This is a genomic window from Burkholderia sp. 4M9327F10, assembly GCF_005503145.1.
Taxonomy (GTDB): domain Bacteria; phylum Pseudomonadota; class Gammaproteobacteria; order Burkholderiales; family Burkholderiaceae; genus Paraburkholderia.
In genome coordinates this window covers 24,540-43,237 of sequence record NZ_SCNV01000021.1, presented here as the reverse complement: position 1 = coordinate 43,237, position 18,698 = coordinate 24,540, and the positions used below count along the sequence as shown (strand labels likewise).

The 18,698-nt window shown below is 62.3% G+C and carries 16 protein-coding genes; 15 read left to right on the top strand and 1 reads right to left on the bottom strand.

From position 1 onward, the window contains the following. Positions 1 to 14 precede the first annotated feature (14 nt). From FFS45_RS19700 to FFS45_RS19640, 13 genes are all read left to right on the top strand, one after another. The gene (locus FFS45_RS19700) at positions 15 to 788 is read left to right on the top strand and encodes a ParA family protein (RefSeq protein ID WP_137956309.1); all 774 of its coding nucleotides are present in this window, start codon (positions 15 to 17) and stop codon (positions 786 to 788) included. A 46-nt stretch (positions 789 to 834) separates the two neighbouring features. After that, entirely contained in the window at positions 835 to 1,722 is an 888-nt protein-coding gene (locus FFS45_RS19695) for a ParB/RepB/Spo0J family partition protein (protein ID WP_137956308.1), read from the top strand. A 58-nt stretch (positions 1,723 to 1,780) separates the two neighbouring features. Then, positions 1,781 to 2,887 (top strand): SLC13 family permease, encoded by a 1,107-nt coding sequence (locus FFS45_RS19690; RefSeq protein ID WP_249362854.1) that lies wholly within the window; start codon positions 1,781 to 1,783, stop codon positions 2,885 to 2,887. 280 nt (positions 2,888 to 3,167) lie between these two features. Beyond that, the gene (locus tag FFS45_RS19685) at positions 3,168 to 3,710 is read left to right on the top strand and encodes an ATP synthase subunit I (protein WP_137956306.1); all 543 of its coding nucleotides are present in this window, start codon (positions 3,168 to 3,170) and stop codon (positions 3,708 to 3,710) included. 154 nt (positions 3,711 to 3,864) lie between these two features. After that, positions 3,865 to 4,716, top strand: a complete 852-nt coding sequence (atpB, locus tag FFS45_RS19680) for a F0F1 ATP synthase subunit A (protein WP_137956305.1) — start codon at positions 3,865 to 3,867, stop codon at positions 4,714 to 4,716. 84 nt (positions 4,717 to 4,800) lie between these two features. Then, on the top strand, positions 4,801 to 5,070 hold the full coding sequence (gene atpE / locus FFS45_RS19675; protein ID WP_007180033.1) for a F0F1 ATP synthase subunit C: 270 nt from the start codon (positions 4,801 to 4,803) through the stop codon (positions 5,068 to 5,070). A gap of 138 nt (positions 5,071 to 5,208) precedes the next feature. Then, complete coding sequence (locus FFS45_RS19670) at positions 5,209 to 5,679, top strand: F0F1 ATP synthase subunit B (RefSeq protein WP_137956304.1); 471 nt, start codon at positions 5,209 to 5,211, stop codon at positions 5,677 to 5,679. A 2-nt stretch (positions 5,680 to 5,681) separates the two neighbouring features. Then, complete coding sequence (locus FFS45_RS19665) at positions 5,682 to 6,221, top strand: F0F1 ATP synthase subunit delta (protein ID WP_137956303.1); 540 nt, start codon at positions 5,682 to 5,684, stop codon at positions 6,219 to 6,221. Positions 6,222 to 6,281: 60 nt separating this feature from the next. Further along, on the top strand, positions 6,282 to 7,823 hold the full coding sequence (gene atpA / locus FFS45_RS19660; RefSeq protein WP_137956302.1) for a F0F1 ATP synthase subunit alpha: 1,542 nt from the start codon (positions 6,282 to 6,284) through the stop codon (positions 7,821 to 7,823). Positions 7,824 to 7,997: 174 nt separating this feature from the next. Next, positions 7,998 to 8,882 carry a F0F1 ATP synthase subunit gamma gene (gene atpG, locus FFS45_RS19655; protein WP_137956301.1) on the top strand — a complete coding sequence of 295 codons (885 nt, stop codon included), beginning with the start codon at positions 7,998 to 8,000 and terminating at the stop codon, positions 8,880 to 8,882. Positions 8,883 to 8,968: 86 nt separating this feature from the next. Further along, positions 8,969 to 10,363 (top strand): F0F1 ATP synthase subunit beta, encoded by a 1,395-nt coding sequence (atpD, locus tag FFS45_RS19650; protein WP_137956300.1) that lies wholly within the window; start codon positions 8,969 to 8,971, stop codon positions 10,361 to 10,363. A 120-nt stretch (positions 10,364 to 10,483) separates the two neighbouring features. Further along, positions 10,484 to 10,909 carry a F0F1 ATP synthase subunit epsilon gene (locus FFS45_RS19645; RefSeq protein WP_137956299.1) on the top strand — a complete coding sequence of 142 codons (426 nt, stop codon included), beginning with the start codon at positions 10,484 to 10,486 and terminating at the stop codon, positions 10,907 to 10,909. 306 nt (positions 10,910 to 11,215) lie between these two features. Then, positions 11,216 to 12,946, top strand: coding sequence for an AMP-binding protein (locus FFS45_RS19640; RefSeq protein ID WP_137956298.1), 1,731 nt, complete (start codon positions 11,216 to 11,218; stop codon positions 12,944 to 12,946). 808 nt (positions 12,947 to 13,754) lie between these two features. Here the strand turns inward: FFS45_RS19640 and FFS45_RS19635 are convergent. Then, positions 13,755 to 14,579 (bottom strand): transporter substrate-binding domain-containing protein, encoded by an 825-nt coding sequence (locus FFS45_RS19635; protein WP_137956297.1) that lies wholly within the window; start codon positions 14,577 to 14,579, stop codon positions 13,755 to 13,757. 189 nt (positions 14,580 to 14,768) lie between these two features. On the opposite strand from FFS45_RS19635, the gene hemE reads away from it, so the two are divergent. Both hemE and FFS45_RS19620 read left to right on the top strand, forming a co-directional pair. Then, positions 14,769 to 15,881: a uroporphyrinogen decarboxylase gene (hemE, locus tag FFS45_RS19630; RefSeq protein WP_137956296.1), complete on the top strand. Its 1,113-nt coding sequence runs from the start codon at positions 14,769 to 14,771 to the stop codon at positions 15,879 to 15,881. Positions 15,882 to 16,337: 456 nt separating this feature from the next. Continuing rightward, positions 16,338 to 18,593, top strand: coding sequence for a primosomal protein N' (locus FFS45_RS19620; protein WP_137956294.1), 2,256 nt, complete (start codon positions 16,338 to 16,340; stop codon positions 18,591 to 18,593). Positions 18,594 to 18,698: the final 105 nt, after the last annotated feature.

Genomic DNA, 18,698 nt, shown 5'->3' with positions numbered 1-18,698 from the left:
GGGACACTCCAACGATGGCAAAAATCTTCTGCGTTGCGAACCAGAAGGGCGGCGTCGGCAAGACGACGACAACGGTCAATCTCGCCGCGAGCCTCGCATCGCAGGGACAACGTGTCCTGCTCATCGACCTGGACCCGCAGGGCAATGCCACGATGGGCAGCGGTATCGACAAGGCTGCCTGCGCGAATACCGTCTACGAAGTGCTGGTGGATGGCGTGGCTGTCGCCGACGCGCGAGTGCGGCCCGAAGCGGTTTCGTATGATGTATTGCCGGCGAACCGCGAGCTGGCGGGCGCCGAAGTCGAACTGGTCAACGTGCCGAACCGCGAGCGTCAGTTGAAGGACGCGCTTGCGCTGGTGGTGAGCGACTACGACTTTGTGCTGATCGACTGCCCGCCGGCCTTGTCGTTGCTCACACTGAATGGCCTGTGCGCCGCGCACGGCGTGGTGATTCCGATGCAGTGCGAGTACTTCGCGCTGGAAGGCCTATCGGATCTGGTCAATACCATCAAGCAGGTACACGCCAATCTGAACCGCGATCTGAAGGTGATCGGCCTGCTGCGCGTGATGTTCGACCCGCGCATCACCCTGCAACAACAGGTTTCGGACCAGTTGAAAGAGCACTTTGGCGACAAGGTGTTCGACGTCGTCATTCCGCGCAACGTCCGTCTTGCCGAAGCGCCGAGCTATGGGCTGCCGGGTGTCGTGTTCGACCGGGCCTCGCGCGGTGCACAGGCATATGTGCAATTCGGCGCGGAAATGATCGAACGGGTACGCGCAATTGCGTGAGCATGGATCAAAGGGACCGCCCGGCGTTTTCCTGAAAGGAAGCACGATGAATGCAGTAGCAAGAAAGAAGGGATTGGGCCGCGGGCTGGAAGCTTTGCTCGGCGGTAGCGCGGATATCACCGAGGCGGTGAAGATCGACGGCGCGCCGCACGTGCTGCCGCTCGGCAAGCTGCAAGCCGGCAAGTACCAGCCGCGCACGCGCATGGACGAAGGTGCGCTGCAGGAACTGGCCGCCAGCATCCGAGCGCAAGGCTTGATGCAGCCGATCCTCGTGCGCCCGGTCTCCGCGGACAAGTACGAAATCATCGCCGGTGAGCGGCGTTTCCGCGCGGCGCGCCTGGCTGGTCTGGACGAAGTGCCGGTGCTGGTGCGGGACGTGCCCGATCAGGCTGCGGCCGCGATGGCGCTGATCGAGAACATCCAGCGCGAAGACCTGAACCCGCTGGAAGAGGCGCAGGGTATCCAGCGCCTGCTCGATGAGTTCGGCTTTACGCATGAGCAGGCGGCGGAGTCGGTGGGGCGCTCGCGCAGCGCGGTGTCGAACCTGCTGCGTCTCTTGAATCTGGCCGCCCCCGTGCAGACCATGCTGCTCGCCGGCGATCTCGACATGGGGCACGCGCGTGCCTTGCTGGCCGTGGATGCGGCTACGCAGATCACGCTTGCCAACCAGGTGGTCAACAAGCGCATGTCGGTGCGTGAAACCGAAAAGCTGGTGACGACGACCACCAAAGCGGCGCCGGCGGTCAAGGCGAAGGCGAACAACGACGGCGGCCGCGATACGCGCCGCCTGGAAGAAGAGTTGTCCGATCTGCTGGCCGCGACGGTCAAGATCAAGCTCGGCCGCCGCGGACGCGGCCAGGTGCTGGTGGACTTCGGCGACCTCGACGCGCTCGAGGGCATCCTTGCCCGCTTGCGTGGCGGCACTACCGCCTGAGCGATCGAGCGTCGTGACGGTTGCCGAGCGCCGGTCCGAAACCGCCAGCCATCATCCGCTGCGCAAGCTGATTGGCTTCGCAACGAAAGAGCCGGTTCTTTCCGTTCTCGTTGTCGCACTAATCGCGCTGCAGTGTCTGCATCCACGCCCCTGGCGCTCGTTGCCGGGGCTGGTGGACTGGCAGACCGTCCTGACACTCACAGGACTCCTGATTTTAACCAAAGCCATCGAATTATCAGGATTCCTGATGTGGATGGCGCACCGTGTTATTCGCTCCATCCACTCGGAACGCGGTCTCGCCTTTTTGCTGATCGGACTGGCGGCCGCGCTCTCGACGCTGCTGACCAATGACGTCGCGCTGTTCGTGGTCGTCCCGCTCACCTTGTCGCTGCACGAACTCACGCCGCTGCCGCTCAAACGCCTCGTGATCTTCATCGCGCTTTCGGTGAACGCGGGCTCGGTCCTGACGCCGCTCGGCAATCCGCAAAACCTCTTTCTCTGGCAAACCAGCGGCGTCTCATTTGGCGGCTTCGTCCTGGGCCTGGCTCCGCTGTGCGCCGCATTGATGGCGATGCTTTACCTGCTGGCGGCGTTCAGCTTTCGCGCGAAGCCGCTCGATCTCTCGAAAGATGCCGGTATCCACGACGTCGACCGGCGGCTGGTCGGTGTCGCCGCGGTGCTGTTCGCCGCCTTTGTGCTGCTTGCCGACTCGCACCATGCGGGCATTGGACTCGTGGGCGTCATGGGCGGCTTCCTGCTGTGGCGCCGCGAGATCGTGCTGAAGATCGACTGGTTGCTGCTGCTGATCTTCGTCTTCATGTTCATTGTGTTGCGCAGCGTCGCGGCGCTGCCGTGGGTGCATCAAACCGTCAGTCAACTCGGCCTCGCTACTGCGCTGCGCGCTTTTGCCGCAGGGGCCGTTCTCTCGCAAGCCATCAGCAATGTACCGGCGGCGATCATGCTCGCAGAGTTCACCAGGGACTGGCGTGCGCTGGCATTCGGCGTCAGCGTCGGCGGTTTTGGCATCGCGATCGGTTCGCTGGCCAATCTGATCGCCGTGCGCCTGTCGAAGCAGCGTGGCATGTGGTGGCAGTTTCATCTTTACGCCGTGCCGTTCTGGCTGGCCGCCGGGGCAGTGGGCGGCTGGCTTCTGTTGCATATTTGACACGGACGCGGGAGCGTCCTTCGTGCTAGTCATTCCTCACCAATCTGGCTAATTCAACGCGCATTTTTCGCCATCCCGCAGCAGCCTTACAGTTGACGTCGTCTGACGTCTGAAACGGGTTTTCCCGCATCACGGCGTGCCTTTTCAGGCGGGTTATTGAACGGCCTAAAGTCTTGAATTGCCTGCAACTATCGCTTACAATCGCCCGGATTTAATTGCACGGCAACCCCGTAAGCGCCTCGTAAGCTGATGGGCGGCGCCAGACTTTCGGAACACTGTGATGGCGGTCAAAACGTCGAATCAAGCGCCGCAAAATGGGCGCGACGAACACCGCGCAGAACGCCAGTTTTCCGCTGCGTCGGGCCAGCACGTTACACATGACGATGCGTGGGATGTCGAGCAACAAGATAACAATATCGTTCCGCTCACGCGGGCCGAGGCAGAAAAGCTGTTTGGCCCGAATGTGAGTCGTCCATCGCGTGTCACGCCTTTCAAGGTGGTGATAGCGCAAATGGTTTTGTCCCTGGGTGCTACGCTGGTGTGGTGGCTGTTCTACAAGCCGCCGGGCGCTGCTGCGCTGTCCGCGTTCCTGGGGGGAGCGATCTGCTGGGTGCCGGGCGCGATGTTCGCGGCACGCCTAAGAACACTGAGCGGCGCCGAAACGGTGATGAGCTGGGTACTCGGCGAAGCGCTCAAGATGGGGACAACGATCGCGATGTTTGTAGCCATCGCTTTCTGGTATCACGACGTACGCTGGGTTCCGCTGCTCGTGACCTACCTCATTGCGTTGAAGACGTACTGGATCGCGCTCGCCTGGCGGTGAGCGGTGAAGTAACGCAAAAAATACTGGCTGGCGCAGGGCGCCGGCAACAAGGCGCGCGGGTAAGACATGACCTGCGCCGGCATGTTCCCGCAATACAGTATTGCGGCGGGAGCGGCCCGGACCGATTTTCGACAATTTGGGTGGCATTAACGATATGGCAGCTAGCGAAGGAACGCGCGCGATGGATCCGTCCGAGTACATCGCGCACCACTTGCAGAACTTCTCCACCGCGCACCAGACGTCGATTTTCGATATCCACGTCTGGAATCTCGACACCCTGTTCTGGTCGATCGTTTGCGGCCTCCTCACGATTTTCATCCTGCATCTCGCTGCCCGTAAGGCGACCCCCGGCGTGCCGGGCCGCTTCCAGTGCGCGATCGAAATGCTGGTCGAGATGGTCGAAGACCAGTCGAAAGCCATGATTCACGGCAGCCGCACGTTCATTGCGCCGCTCGCGCTGTTCGTGTTCGTCTGGGTTGCGCTGATGAACTCGCTCGACTTCATCCCCGTCGACCTGCCGGGCCGCGTGATCGGCTGGCTGGGTCTCTCGCAGGTCATCCCGCACCACCGCATCGTTCCGACAGCCGACCTGAACGGCACGATCGGCATCGCGCTCGGCGTGTTCGTGCTGATGATTTACTACAACTTCAAGATCAAGGGCGCCGGCGGCTTCGTGCACGAACTGCTGTCCGCTCCGTTCGGCGCGCATCCCCTGCTGTGGATCCCGAACCTGGCACTGAACATCATCGAGTTCGTCGCAAAGACGGTTTCCCTCGGCATGCGGCTGTTCGGCAACATGTACGCGGGCGAACTGCTGTTCCTGCTGATTGCCCTCCTGGGCAGCATCTGGAGCTTCGGCGCGGACACGACGGTGCTTGGCTTCATCGGCCACGTGATCGCCGGCAGCGTGTGGGCCATCTTCCACATTCTGATCGTGCTGCTGCAGGCGTTCATTTTCATGATGCTGACGCTGGTGTACCTCGGCCAGGCACACGACAAGCACTAACCTGCGCTGTCGAACAACGAATCGCTTTAGCTTTTTGGTTCTTTAAATCCTAGTTTTCAAAAGACTTTTCACAAAGGAGTGATCATGCAAGCTTTCATCGCCAACATCCAGGGTCTGACCGCCATCGGTATCGGCATCATCATCGGCCTGGGTGCTATCGGCGCCTGTATCGGTATCGGCCTGATGGGCGGCAAGTACATTGAAGCATGCGCTCGCCAGCCGGAACTGATGAACCCGCTGCAAACGAAGATGTTCCTGCTGGCTGGTCTGATCGATGCGGCGTTCCTGATTGGCGTTGGTGTGGCAATGCTGTTTGCGTTCGCGAACCCGCTGCTGTCGAAGCTGGCAGGCTGAGGTTCCTCGGAAGTTTGCGCCTGAGCTATAACTGGTAAAGGCGCAGGGCGGAACGGGCACTCGGGCGCTGATCGAATACAGAATCGATGAGCGCCTTGCCGTTTCACTTTCCGAACTAGCAACGTTTAAGGAAACACCGTGAATCTCAACGCAACCCTGTTTGCGCAAATGGTCGTGTTCCTGATCCTCGCGTGGTTCACGATGAAGTTCGTGTGGCCGCCGTTGGTCAACGCCCTCGACGAGCGCGCGAAGAAGATCGCCGAAGGTCTGTCTGCCGCTGAAAAGGGCAAGGCGGAGCTGGAAGCCGCGCACAAGCGCGTCGACCAGGAACTGGCGCAGGCACGCAACGACGGTCAGCAACGCATTGCTGACGCCGAAAAGCGCGCCGTGACCCTCGCTGACGAAATCAAGGCCCAGGCACAAGCTGAAGCTGCCCGCATCCTCGCACAGGCGAAGGCCGATGCCGAGCAACAGGTCGTCAAGGCGCGTGAAGCGCTGCGCGGCGAAGTAGCTACGCTCGCTGTGAAGGGCGCCGAACAGATCCTGAAGCGCGAAGTCGACCAGGCAGCTCACGCTGACCTGCTGAATCAACTGAAAGCCGAGCTCTGATCATGGCCGAACTTGCAACCATCGCCCGTCCGTACGCAGAAGCGCTGTTTGGCGTGGCCGAAGCTGGTGACACCGCCGCCTGGTCCACGCTGGTGCAGGAGCTGGCAGAGGTTGCGCGTCTGCCCGAAGTGCTGTCGATCGCCACGAGCCCGAAAGTAAGCCGCGCCCAGGTCAGCGATCTGCTGCTGGCTGCGGTCAAGTCGCCGCTCAAGGACAACGCCCAAGCGAAGAATCTGGTGCAAATGCTGGTGGACAACCACCGTCTGCAGTTGCTGCCGGAAATCGCCACGCAGTTCGAAGCGTTGAAGAACGCGCGCGAAGGCGCGGCCGATGCGCTGATCGTCAGCGCATTCCCGCTCGAAGGCGCGCAGTTGAACGACCTCGTCGCCAGTCTCGAACGCAAGTTCAAACGCAAGCTGAAGCCGGTGGTCGAGGTCGACTCGTCGCTGATCGGCGGCGTGCGAGTGACGGTCGGCGATGAAGTGCTCGATACCTCGGTCCGCGCGCGGCTTGCCAGCATGCAGACGGCTCTGACGGCCTGAAGCGCTTCGTAAGCGCTGAAGCGGCTGGCACGCAACAGAATTGACTATCAGGAGCGAATAATGCAACTCAATCCCTCTGAGATCAGCGAGCTGATCAAGAGCCGGATCCAGGGCCTTGAAGCGAGCGCAGACGTTCGCAACCAGGGCACCGTGATCTCCGTGACCGACGGTATCGTGCGTATCCACGGCCTGTCGGAAGTGATGCAGGGCGAAATGCTCGAATTCCCGGGCAACACCTACGGCCTCGCGCTGAACCTCGAGCGCGACTCGGTCGGCGCCGTGATTCTGGGTGAGTACCAGCATATTTCGGAAGGCGACATCGTCAAGACGACGGGCCGCATTCTGGAAGTGCCGGTGGGTCCGGAACTGCTCGGCCGTGTGGTCGACGCACTCGGCAACCCGATCGACGGCAAGGGCCCGGTCAACGCCAAGATGACCGACCCGATCGAAAAGATCGCTCCGGGCGTGATCTGGCGTAAGTCGGTGTCGGAGCCGGTTCAGACCGGTCTGAAGTCGATCGACGCAATGGTGCCGGTTGGCCGTGGCCAGCGCGAGCTGATCATTGGCGACCGCCAGTGCGGCAAGACGGCTGTCGCTGTCGACGCGATCATCAACCAGAAGGGCAAGAACCTCTTCTGTATCTACGTCGCGATCGGCCAGAAGGCTTCGTCGATCATGAACGTGGTGCGCAAGCTCGAAGAAAGCGGCGCGATGGAATACACGATCGTGGTCGCCGCTTCGGCTTCGGAATCGGCTGCGATGCAATACCTCGCACCGTACGCCGGCTGCTCGATGGGCGAATACTTCCGCGATCGCGGCCAGGACGCGCTGATCGTGTACGACGACTTGACCAAGCAAGCCTGGGCATACCGTCAGATCTCGCTGCTGCTGCGCCGCCCGCCGGGCCGCGAAGCTTACCCGGGCGACGTGTTCTATCTGCACTCGCGTCTGCTCGAACGTGCGGCTCGCGTCTCGGAAGAGTACGTCGAGAAGTTCACGAACGGTGAAGTGAAGGGCAAGAGCGGTTCGCTGACGGCACTGCCGGTCATTGAAACGCAAGCAGGCGACGTGACCGCGTTCGTTCCGACGAACGTGATCTCGATTACCGACGGCCAGATCTTCCTGGAAACCGACCTCTTCAACGCAGGTATCCGCCCGGCTATTAACGCCGGCGTGTCGGTGTCGCGCGTCGGTGGTGCGGCTCAGACGAAGGTCGTGAAGAAGCTGTCGGGCGGTATCCGTACCGACCTGGCCCAGTACCGTGAACTGGCTGCGTTCGCGCAGTTCGCCTCGGACCTCGACGAAGCCACCCGCAAGCAGCTGGAGCGCGGCCGCCGCGTGACGGAACTGCTGAAGCAGCCGCAGTATCAGCCGCTGCAAGTGTGGGAACTGGCAGTTGCGCTGTTCGCTGCGAACAACGGTTACCTCGACGATCTGGAAGTCGCGCAAGTGCTGCCGTTCGAAAAGGGCCTGCGTGATTACCTGAAGTCGAAGCACGCTGATCTGATCAAGCGCATCGAAGACACCAAGGAACTCTCGAAGGACGACGAAGGCACGCTGCACGCGGCCCTCAAAGACTTCAAGAAGTCCGGCGCTTATTGATCCGCGAGTGACCCGCAAGGCATAACGGACCTTGAAGCGGCGCGGGCCGCATGTGAATGCCCCCGCGCTGCCTAGGCCGCTTTGCATGGGACCCGGGTGAGCCTTGGGTCATGCCTTGCATGGGACCCGACTAAGCGCTAAAGCGCTAACTCGGATCGACAAAAGGAGCAAGCAATGGCTGGAATGAAGGAAATTCGCGGCAAGATCAAGAGCGTGCAAAACACGCGCAAGATCACGAAAGCGATGGAGATGGTGGCCGCATCGAAGATGCGCCGCGCTCAGGAGCGCATGCGCGCTGCTCGCCCGTATGCCGACAAGGTCCGCGACATCGCTGCGCACATGAGCCGTGCGAACCCCGAGTATCGTCACCCGTTCATGGTGTCGAACGAGGGCGCGAAGACGGCTGGCATCATCCTCGTCACGACCGACAAGGGTCTGTGCGGCGGCATGAACACGAACGTGCTGCGTGCCGCGCTGCAGAAGTTCAAGGAACTGGAAGGCCAGGGCAAGTCGATCGAAGCAACCGCGATCGGCAGCAAGGGTCTCGGCTTCCTGAACCGTCTGCGCGCGAAGGTGGTGTCGAACGTCGTACATCTGGGCGACACGCCGCACCTCGAGAAGCTGATCGGCGCGGTGAAGGTGCAGCTCGACATGTACTCGGAAGGCAAGATTTCCGCGGTGTACCTCGCGTACACGCGCTTCGTCAATACGATGAAGCAGGAAGCGGTGATCGAGCAACTGCTGCCGCTGTCGGCAGACCAGTTCGAGCGCACGGAAGACGAGGGCACGGTCCCGAGCACGTCGTGGGATTACATCTACGAGCCGGACGCACAGGCAGTGGTGGACGAATTGCTCGTGCGTTATGTCGAAGCGCTGGTCTATCAGGCCGTCGCGGAAAACATGGCGTCGGAGCAGTCGGCACGGATGGTTGCAATGAAGGCTGCTTCGGACAACGCGAAGACGGTCATCAACGACCTGCAGCTCGTGTACAACAAGAGCCGCCAGGCCGCGATCACGAAAGAACTGTCGGAAATCGTCGGTGGCGCCGCTGCGGTCTGACCGTAACGGTCAGGCGCGCCTTAGGGCAAGCGTCACGAAACTGCGCCTTTGCGCGAGTGAAGAATTGAGTATCTAAAGGAAAAGCGATGAGTACTACTGCTTTGGTAGAAGGCAAGATCGTACAGTGCATCGGCGCGGTGATCGACGTGGAATTCCCGCGTGAGCACATGCCGAAGATTTACGACGCGCTCATTCTCGACGGTTCGGAACTGACTCTCGAAGTCCAGCAGCAGCTGGGCGACGGCGTCGTCCGTACCATCTGTCTGGGTGCATCCGACGGCCTGCGCCGCGGCACGACGGTGAAGAACACCGGCAACCCGATCAGCGTGCCGGTCGGCAAGCCGACCCTCGGCCGGATCATGGACGTGCTGGGCCGTCCGATCGACGAAGCTGGCCCGATCAGCTCGGACGTCACGCGCGGCATTCACCAGAAGGCTCCGGCGTTCGACGAACTGTCGCCGTCGACCGAACTGCTCGAAACGGGTATCAAGGTTATCGACCTGATCTGCCCGTTCGCCAAGGGCGGCAAGGTGGGTCTGTTCGGTGGCGCCGGTGTGGGCAAGACCGTGAACATGATGGAACTGATCAACAACATCGCCAAGGAACACGGTGGTTACTCCGTGTTCGCCGGTGTTGGCGAGCGTACCCGCGAAGGGAACGACTTCTATCATGAAATGAAGGACTCGAACGTTCTCGACAAGGTCGCGCTGGTGTACGGCCAGATGAACGAGCCGCCGGGCAACCGTCTGCGCGTCGCGCTGACCGGTCTGACGATGGCTGAACACTTCCGTGACGAAGGTCTGGACGTGCTGTTCTTCGTCGACAACATCTACCGTTTCACGCTGGCCGGTACCGAAGTGTCGGCACTGCTCGGCCGTATGCCGTCGGCAGTGGGCTATCAGCCGACGCTGGCTGAAGAAATGGGTAAGCTGCAAGAGCGTATTACGTCGACCAAGACTGGCTCGATCACGTCGGTGCAGGCCGTGTACGTCCCTGCGGACGACTTGACCGACCCGTCGCCGGCTACGACCTTCGGCCACCTGGACGCAACCGTCGTGTTGTCGCGTGATATCGCTTCGCTGGGTATCTACCCGGCAGTCGACCCGCTCGATTCGACCTCGCGTCAGATCGACCCGAACGTGATTGGCGAAGAGCACTACTCGATCACGCGCGGCGTGCAGCAAACGCTGCAGCGCTACAAGGAACTGCGCGACATTATCGCGATTCTGGGCATGGACGAACTGGCGCCGGAAGACAAGCTCGCCGTGGCGCGCGCTCGTAAAATCCAGCGTTTCCTGTCGCAGCCGTTCCACGTCGCTGAAGTGTTCACGGGCTCGCCGGGCAAGTACGTGCCGCTGAAGGAAACCATCCGCGGCTTCAAGATGATCGTAGGCGGTGAGTGCGATCATCTGCCGGAGCAGGCGTTCTACATGGTCGGCACGATCGACGAAGCCTTCGAAAAGGCCAAGAAGATCCAGTAACGGTCGGGTGTAACGAAGCGGGCGTCGGCTTGGACGCAATGGTTACCTTCTCGGGGTAGCCACTGCGAAACCGGCGCCTCGAAATACGCTCAACCCGCCTTGCATGGGAAGGGAGTCGATATGGCAACCATTAAAGTAGACGTCGTCAGCGCGGAAGAGCAGATCTTCTCGGGTCAGGCGAAATTCGTGGCGCTGCCGGGCGAAGCGGGCGAACTCGGCATTCTGCCGGGCCACACGCCGCTCATCACGCGGATTCGTCCGGGTGCGGTGCGCATCGAAGCTGAAAACGGCGAAGAAGAATTTGTGTTCGTCGCCGGCGGTATTCTCGAAGTCCAGCCGGGCGCAGTGACGGTTCTGGCCGACACCGCTATCCGCGGCAAAGACCTCGACGAAGCCAAGGCCGAAGAAGCGCGCAAGCGTGCGGAAGAAGCGCTGCAGAACACGGGTTCGAACCTCGAATACGCAACCGCTCAGGCGGAACTCGCGTATGCGACGGCTCAGCTCGCTGCAATCCAGCGTCTGCGCAAATTGCGCGGTCAGCACTAAGCGAGTCGCAAGCATTAGGGAAAAAGCAGCCTGTCCGGCTGCTTTTTTTTCGGCTTCAATTGACGTTTACGGAAAGGGAAGCGGAATCAGGCCGTGGCCCGTAGCTCGCGCCGTGACGGGCGTTCCTGCGGGTAACACTTGATGCCGGGCCGCCTTACCCCAGTGGCACAATCGGCTTCAAATCGACGTCCCAGGAACCGGCCGGGCCGCCCATGCGTTCTTGACCCCAGCGAGCAGGGGCGCGGCGCGAAGCGGCCAACCCAAGGACGCTTAACAGAGCGGCAATCCGCTCATGGAGACAACACCATGGCAACGCACGCGTCGGGTGAAGGCGCACTCATCGAACCGAAGAACGGGCTGTCCTATGTACGCGGTTCGACGGCTATTCCGCTGAGCGACGCGACCGTCGGACAGTTCCTGCTCGATACCGCGCGCCGCTTCAGCGGCAGGCCTGCCGTGGTGTTTCGCGAGCAGGGTATTCGCTGGACCTGGGAGGTCTTTGCGCAAGAGGTCGACGTGCTGGCGGCCGGATTACTCGCGCTCGGCGTCGCCAAGGGCGATCGTGTCGGCATCTGGTCGCCGAACAGGGTGGAGTGGCTGCTCACGCAGTTCGCTACCGCGCGCATCGGCGCTGTGCTGGTCAACATCAATCCGGCATACCGGTTGGCCGAACTCGAGTACGCGCTAAACAAGGTGGGCTGCAAGGCGATCATCGCGGCTGAGCGCTTCAAGTCGTCGATGTATCTGCAGATGCTGGAGGAACTGGCTCCCGAGCTCGCGACGCAGACGCCCGGCGATCTGCATGCCGCCCGCCTGCCGGATCTGCGTATCGTGATCCGCATGAGCGATCGCGGTGTGTCGGGCATGCTGAGCTTTTCAGATGTCATCGAGCAGGGGCGCGCGACGCTCGATACGGCAAAGTTAAATGAGATTGCCGCCACGCTGTCGCCCGACGACCCAATCAACATCCAGTTCACCAGCGGCACGACCGGTAATCCAAAGGGCGCCACCCTCACGCATCGTAACGTCGTCAATAATGCGCGCTACATCGCGATGGCGATGCGGCTTTCCGAGCAGGACGGGCTCTGCATTCCGGTGCCGCTGTACCACTGCTTCGGCATGGTGCTGGCCGTGCTGGCGTGCGTCTCGGTGGGCGCCAACATGGTGTTTCCCGGCGAAGCCTTCGATCCGGCTGCGACGCTTGCCGCCGTTGCCGAGGAAAAATGCACGGCGTTGCACGGTGTACCCACCATGTTCATCGCCGAACTCGATCATCCGGACTTCGCGAGCTTTGACCTGTCGCGTCTGCGGACCGGCATCATGGCCGGCTCGCCATGCCCGATCGAGACCATGAAAAAGGTCGTCTCGAAGATGCACCTTGGCGAAATCACAATCGCTTACGGCATGACGGAAACGAGCCCGGTGTCGTTCCAGAGTTCGACCACCGATCCGCTCGACAAGCGCACGTCGACGGTTGGCCGCATCCAGCCGCATCTCGAAGTAAAGGTCGTCGACGCGCTCGGCAACATCGTGCCGGTCGGGGAGACGGGGGAGTTGTGTACCAAGGGGTACTCGGTGATGCAGGGCTACTGGGGCGACGAGGACAAGACCCGTGAGAGCATCGTCGATGGCTGGATGCACACCGGTGATCTCGCAACGATCGACGCGGACGGCTATTGCAACATCGTCGGCCGTCTCAAGGACATGCTGATTCGCGGCGGCGAGAACATCTACCCGCGCGAGATCGAGGAGTTCCTGTTCCGGCATCCCAAGATCCAGAGTGTGCAGGTGTTCGGCGTACCGGATGCGAAGTATGGCGAGGAGGTGTGCGCGTGGATCGTGTTGCGCGCCGGCGAGCAGGCGAGCGCCGAGGAGATCCAGGACTTCTGCCATGGCCAGATTGCCCACTACAAGGTACCGAAGTACATCCGTTTCGTCGACGAACTGCCGATGACCGTCACAGGCAAGGTGCAGAAGTTTGTGATGCGCGAGCGGATGATCCAGGAACTGCAGATCAAGCAGGACAAAACCGCCTGAGGGCACGAGGCGGCGACGACCCAGCGTCACCGTTGCGTGACGCTGCCGTATGCCGCCGTGTGCACGAGGGGATGACCACCGTTTGCGAAGCCCGGCTGATGCAGCAGGCCGGCAAAGCTCGTCTGAGCAGCGCGCAAACGTTTGGCTAAAGAAAAAAAAAGCGGGCCTGGAGCCCGCTAAAAACCACACGCTACGGGGTTAGCGCGAGGAGACCATTGGAGGAACCGACTGGGCAAACGCACCAAGCGTTGACCACGGCCCCAGCAGGGATGCCCCTTTACAGGGCTTCGGCTTGACGCCGACCGGCAAGTGCATCGTATCCGCTCACACCACGCACCCAGCCACATCCGTGTTGAAACCGATGAAAGGCATTGTGGGCGAATAACTCCGGCAACGCGGTAACAAAGTGTTTCAGGTTGTAACGCCCGCCAGATAAGGCTTTGCGGGATTTTTTGCCATTGAAAGGTGTTTAAAATGTAATTATTGCCGATGTTTAAAACGATTGTTACATAAGGTTGTTTGATACAAGTCGCGGTGCATCATGCACCGCTTCCAGTTCAGTTTTCACTGCATGAATGTGCTGTTTATGCGGCGATATGCCCGCTGCATCGGCGCTCACACACGTCGACCGATGTCGATTAACCGCGGCGATCGTAAGGCGAACACGCCCCTAACGCTGCAGCGCATTTTCGGGCACCGCCCGGCTTGCGTGCCGAAATCGGCCACAGCCGCCGGGCTATTCGCTACAGCCTTACATCCAGATGCACGGTTACAGGATTGTGGCGACGAACCGCACCTCCCCAGGCCCTTATTTCAGCCACTTGTCCGAAATGGCCTGGTATTCCCCGGTAGCCTGGGCGAGATGCAGCCACTGATTCACGTACTGCTGGAACACCACGTCGCCGCGCGGCAACAGCCACGCCTTCTCGCCGTACTGGAACGGCTTGTCCGGATGCACAGAGCATAGACCCGGATTGAGTTTCTGCTGCAGTAGCGTTTCGGACGCATCTGTCACCATCACATCCGCCTTGCCGGCGAGAATCTGCTTGAAGATAGTGACGTTGTCCGGATACACAGTCAGGTTGGCGTGCGGGAAATATTGCCTGGCGAAGCGCTCGTTCGTGCCGCCCGGATTGACGATGACGCGGGTAGACGGCTGGTCGATCTCGGCGACGGTCTGATACTTGTTCGCGTCGTCACAGCGCGCGATCGGCGTTTTGCCGTCGACCATATACGGCTGCGTGAAGAAGGCGCGCTTTTGCCGTTCGAGGGTTGGCGAGACCCCGCCTGCGCCGATATCGCACTTCGCAACGAAATCGTTCATCAGGTTCGACCACGATGTCTTCACGTACTCGGCTTTCACGCCGAGCGATTTCGCGAGCGATTCGGTCATGTCGATATCGATACCTTCGAATTGCCCGTCGCCCTTGTAGAACGAGTACGGCCGGTAGTCGCCGGTCGTGCAGGCGCGCAATGTGCCGCGGGCCAGAATCTCGTCGAGCCGCGACGGCACGGCCGCGGTGGTGCCGCTAGCCGCGCCTCCAGGCGTGGAGGCCGTCTGGGCGTTCGCCACACCCACACCGAGAACGGCGCCGGACAGCGCCACGACCAGGACCCAAGCTGCTTTCTTCATCGCATCTCCTCGAACCGCGTAATTGTTTGGTAAGGCTGCCGATCATAGCCCGGCAATTCTTCGCTGAACATTGGCCAAATAGCCGAGCCGCGCGACTGCATTGCATTGCTATCGCCTACATTAAGGAAGATGCAAGATTGCCCGGCCGGGGTCCGGTAAAATGCCCCTTTGCCTTCAGTCGCACGCAACGTGGCCCATAACCTTCTCAACGACACTTTCCTGCGCGCGTTGCTGCGCCAGCCGACCGACTACACGCCGATCTGGCTGATGCGTCAGGCGGGCCGCTACCTGCCGGAATACAACGCCACGCGTAGCCGCGCCGGCAGTTTCCTCGGTCTTGCGAAGAACCCTGGGTATGCGACCGAAGTCACGCTGCAGCCGCTCGAACGCTACCCGCTGGACGCGGCCATCCTGTTCTCCGACATTCTCACCGTGCCCGACGCAATGGGTCTCGGGCTGGAGTTCGCCGCCGGCGAAGGGCCCAAGTTTGCCCGCCCGGTGCGCACCGAAGCGGACGTCGCACGCCTCGCCGTGCCCGATATCGACGCCACGCTACGCTATGTAACCGACGCGGTACGCGAAATCCGCAAGGCGCTGACGGACACTCAGGGGCGCCAGCGTGTGCCGCTGATCGGCTTCTCAGGCAGCCCGTGGACGCTTGCCTGCTACATGGTGGAGGGCGGCGGCTCGGACGACTTCCGCACCGTGAAGTCGATGCTCTATGCCCGTCCGGATCTGATGCAGCGCATCCTTGAGGTGAACGCACAGTCGGTGGCGGCGTATCTGAATGCGCAGATCGAAGCGGGCGCCCAGGCCGTGATGATTTTCGACACCTGGGGCGGCGCTCTCGCCGATGGTATCTACCAGCGCTTCTCGCTGTATTACATCGAGCAGGTGGTCCGCCAGCTCAAGCGCGAACACGACGGCGAAAAGGTCCCGGTCATCACCTTCACGAAGGGGGGCGGCCTGTGGCTCGACGAGATTGCTGCGAGCGGTGTCGATGCGGTCGGCCTCGACTGGACGGTGAATCTCGGCGCCGCGCGTGAGCGAGTCGGCGGCCGGGTGGCTCTGCAGGGCAATATCGATCCTTCGGTGCTGTTCGCCCCGCCATCGGCGATTCGTATGGAAGCGCGCGCGGTGCTCGACAGCTTCGGCAATCATCCAGGCCACGTCTTCAATCTCGGCCACGGCATCTCGCAGTTCACGCCGCCGGAAAACGTCGCTGAACTGGTCGACGAGGTGCATCGCCACAGCCGTGCGATTCGCGCCGCTGGAGCAGGCAATTCCGCGCCGGACGCGTGACAATTTTGTTGCACTGCGGCGAGCTGGGCTCTGAGGCTAAGGGAAAAATAGTGTTAGCTGGGCCGCTGGATGGCGCTTCCGCCGTTGTCAAGACTTGACTTATACACATTCATCACGCTGCGGCGCGGTAGAGGCTTTCATCGCGGCATGGCACTTGCAAGTTGCATGCGCATTTGATCAAGTCCTTGACTGGCAAGGGTTTCGCGGGCGCCCGGAGAAATGTGAGAAACCCCACACAATGCAGCAACGGCGCGGTTTTCCAGCCTCCAAAACGGAGTTGTTAACAAAGTTATCCACAGGTTGTACGTACAAAGCGCAATTGTTCAGTCGAATCCAAAACTTAGCGCCGGAAGTGAAGTTTTACTTTAACTTTGCCGGGGCCGCCGCCTCTTTGCCGCGCGCTGTGCCGGTCTGCGCATCGCGTCTTCCAGTCCCGCTGGCGAATCTGAACCCTACGTGAGCCCCGTCTTCGTCCGCGTCGCGCTCGATCATCCGCTGCCGACCCTGTTCGATTATCGCTGCGACGCCGCCGAGGCGCCGCAGCCCGGCACGCTTGTCGCGGTGCCGTTCGGCAGGCGGCAGGCGGTGGGGCTTGTGTGCGAAGTGACCGCTCACAGCGACGTACCGGCAGACAAGCTGCGGACCGTGGATGCCATCTGCGACGCGTGCCCGCCTTTGTCGGCTGAATGGCTGGCGCTTGCCGCCTTCGCGGCGGACTACTATCAGCGGGGACTGGGCGAGGTTGCGCTGCCTGCGTTGCCGCAGGCGTTGCGCGACGCATCGCGCTGGAGCCGCCTGCTCGCGCCGCAAGAGCGCTACCGGCTGTTGCCGGCGGGGCATGCCGCGCTGCCCGATGCGTTGCCGGTCCGCGCGAGCGCCTTGCGTCGTCTCGCCGAGGCGCTGAAAGAGGCCGACGCGCTGCCGGTGGCCGACGCCCGCACAATCCACCCGAAGGCCGCCGCGACGCTCGATGCGTGGCGGGCCGAAGGCTGGGTGGCGCTGGAAGTGATCGAAGCGGCTGCCGCGGTTGCGCCGCCAGTGGGCCCGGCGTCGCAACCGGTAACGCCGCCCGTACTGCCAACCCTCACCGGCGAGCAGGACGCCGCCGTCGAGGCGATCCGCGACGCCCAGGGCTTCGCGCCGTTTCTGCTGCATGGCGTGACCGGCAGCGGCAAGACCGAGGTGTACCTGCGCGCGCTCGCGGCGATTCTCGCGGCGCGCCCGGACGCGCAGGCTCTTGTCCTCGTCCCCGAAATCAATCTGACGCCGCAGTTCGAGGCCGCCTTCCGTGCCCGCTTCGCGGCGCTCGACGGCACTTCGATCGTCACGCTGCACAGCGGTCTCGCGGAGGGCGAACGGGCGCGCAACTGGTTCGCGGCGCACAGCGGGCGCGCGCGCATCGTGCTCGGCACACGCCTCGCGATTCTCGCGTCGCTGCCGAAGCTGGCGATTATTGTCGTGGACGAAGAGCACGATCCGGCCTACAAGCAGCAGGAAGGCTTGCGCTACTCGGCGCGCGACCTGGCTATCTGGCGCGCCAAGCAACTGGGATTGCCGGTGGTGCTCGGTTCCGCCACGCCTTCGCTGGAAAGCTGGTGGCAGGCCGACCAGGGGCGCTACACGCGGCTCACGCTGTCGCGCCGCGCGGTTGCCGAAGCCGTGCTGCCCACCGTCAGGCTGATCGACCTCGAAGACGAGCGGCGACGCGGCCGGGCGTCGGTGGAAGGGCTGTCGGGGCCGCTTATCGCAGCCTTGAAAACGCGCCTCGAAAAGGGCGAACAAAGCCTCGTGTTTCTCAACCGCCGGGGCTACGCGCCGCAGCTGGCCTGCGACGCCTGCGGCTGGGTGGCCGGTTGTCCGCGCTGTAGCGCCTATGTCGTGCTGCATAAGCCGGAGCGCGCCTTACGTTGCCACCATTGCGGCTGGGAAGCGCGTATTCCGCGCTCGTGCCCGGAGTGCGGCAATGTCGATATCGCGCCGCTCGGACGCGGCACGCAACGCGTCGAGGAAACCCTGGCGAGTGCCGTGCCGGGAGCGCGCGTGCTGCGCATCGACGCAGACAGCACGCGCCGTAAAGGCAGCGCGCAGGCGCTATTCTCGGATGTGCATGCCGGGGATGTCGACATCCTCGTGGGCACGCAGATGATCGCCAAGGGGCACGACTTTCAGCGCGTCTCGCTGGTGGGCGTGCTCAATGCCGACACGGCGCTGTTTTCACACGACTTCCGCGCGAGCGAGCGGCTGTTCGCCCAGTTGATGCAGGTGAGCGGCCGCGCCGGCCGCGCCGGTTTGCCGGGCGAGGTGCTGGTGCAGACGCGCTATCCGCGCCACGCGCTGTATCACGCGCTGGGGCGGCACGACTATGTTGGCTTTGCCAATTCCACGCTTGCCGAGCGCCGCGACGCCCATCTGCCGCCGTTCGTCTACCAGGCGCTGTTGCGGGCAGAAGGGCGCACGCTCGAAGCCGCGCTGGTGTTTCTGCAGCAAGCCGCTGCGGCGCTCGCGGAGATGCCGTCGGCCGAGCGCGTGACGGTCTATGACGCGGTGCCGCTGACCATCGTCAAGGTGATGCATGTGCACCGCGCCCAACTGCTGATCGAGAGCGCGTCGCGTGCGGCGCTGCAGGCGACCCTGCGGGCCTGGCAACCTATCTTGCGGACGCTGAAGGGCGTGCTGCGCTGGAATCTCGAAGTCGATCCGCTCGATATCTGAGTCTGGGGCGAGCTGCCGCCGCCGGCGCCAGGAACCGGCAGAACCACTCACCTTGGCCGCCACCCCGGAGGCATCCGCGCAAATCCCTTTCAGTCATATTCATAG

What these genes read in the sequence shown, in the direction of transcription:
- FFS45_RS19700 (WP_137956309.1), top strand. Translation starts at nt 15, where the DNA reads ATGGCAAAAATCTTCTGCGTTGCGAACCAGAAGGGCGGCGTCGGCAAG.
- FFS45_RS19695 (WP_137956308.1), top strand. Translation starts at nt 835, where the DNA reads ATGAATGCAGTAGCAAGAAAGAAGGGATTGGGCCGCGGGCTGGAAGCT.
- FFS45_RS19685 (WP_137956306.1), top strand. Translation starts at nt 3,168, where the DNA reads ATGGCGGTCAAAACGTCGAATCAAGCGCCGCAAAATGGGCGCGACGAA.
- atpB (WP_137956305.1), top strand. Translation starts at nt 3,865, where the DNA reads ATGGCAGCTAGCGAAGGAACGCGCGCGATGGATCCGTCCGAGTACATC.
- atpE (WP_007180033.1), top strand. Translation starts at nt 4,801, where the DNA reads ATGCAAGCTTTCATCGCCAACATCCAGGGTCTGACCGCCATCGGTATC.
- FFS45_RS19665 (WP_137956303.1), top strand. Translation starts at nt 5,682, where the DNA reads ATGGCCGAACTTGCAACCATCGCCCGTCCGTACGCAGAAGCGCTGTTT.
- atpA (WP_137956302.1), top strand. Translation starts at nt 6,282, where the DNA reads ATGCAACTCAATCCCTCTGAGATCAGCGAGCTGATCAAGAGCCGGATC.
- atpG (WP_137956301.1), top strand. Translation starts at nt 7,998, where the DNA reads ATGGCTGGAATGAAGGAAATTCGCGGCAAGATCAAGAGCGTGCAAAAC.
- atpD (WP_137956300.1), top strand. Translation starts at nt 8,969, where the DNA reads ATGAGTACTACTGCTTTGGTAGAAGGCAAGATCGTACAGTGCATCGGC.
- FFS45_RS19645 (WP_137956299.1), top strand. Translation starts at nt 10,484, where the DNA reads ATGGCAACCATTAAAGTAGACGTCGTCAGCGCGGAAGAGCAGATCTTC.
- FFS45_RS19640 (WP_137956298.1), top strand. Translation starts at nt 11,216, where the DNA reads ATGGCAACGCACGCGTCGGGTGAAGGCGCACTCATCGAACCGAAGAAC.
- FFS45_RS19635 (WP_137956297.1), bottom strand. Translation starts at nt 14,579, where the DNA reads ATGAAGAAAGCAGCTTGGGTCCTGGTCGTGGCGCTGTCCGGCGCCGTT.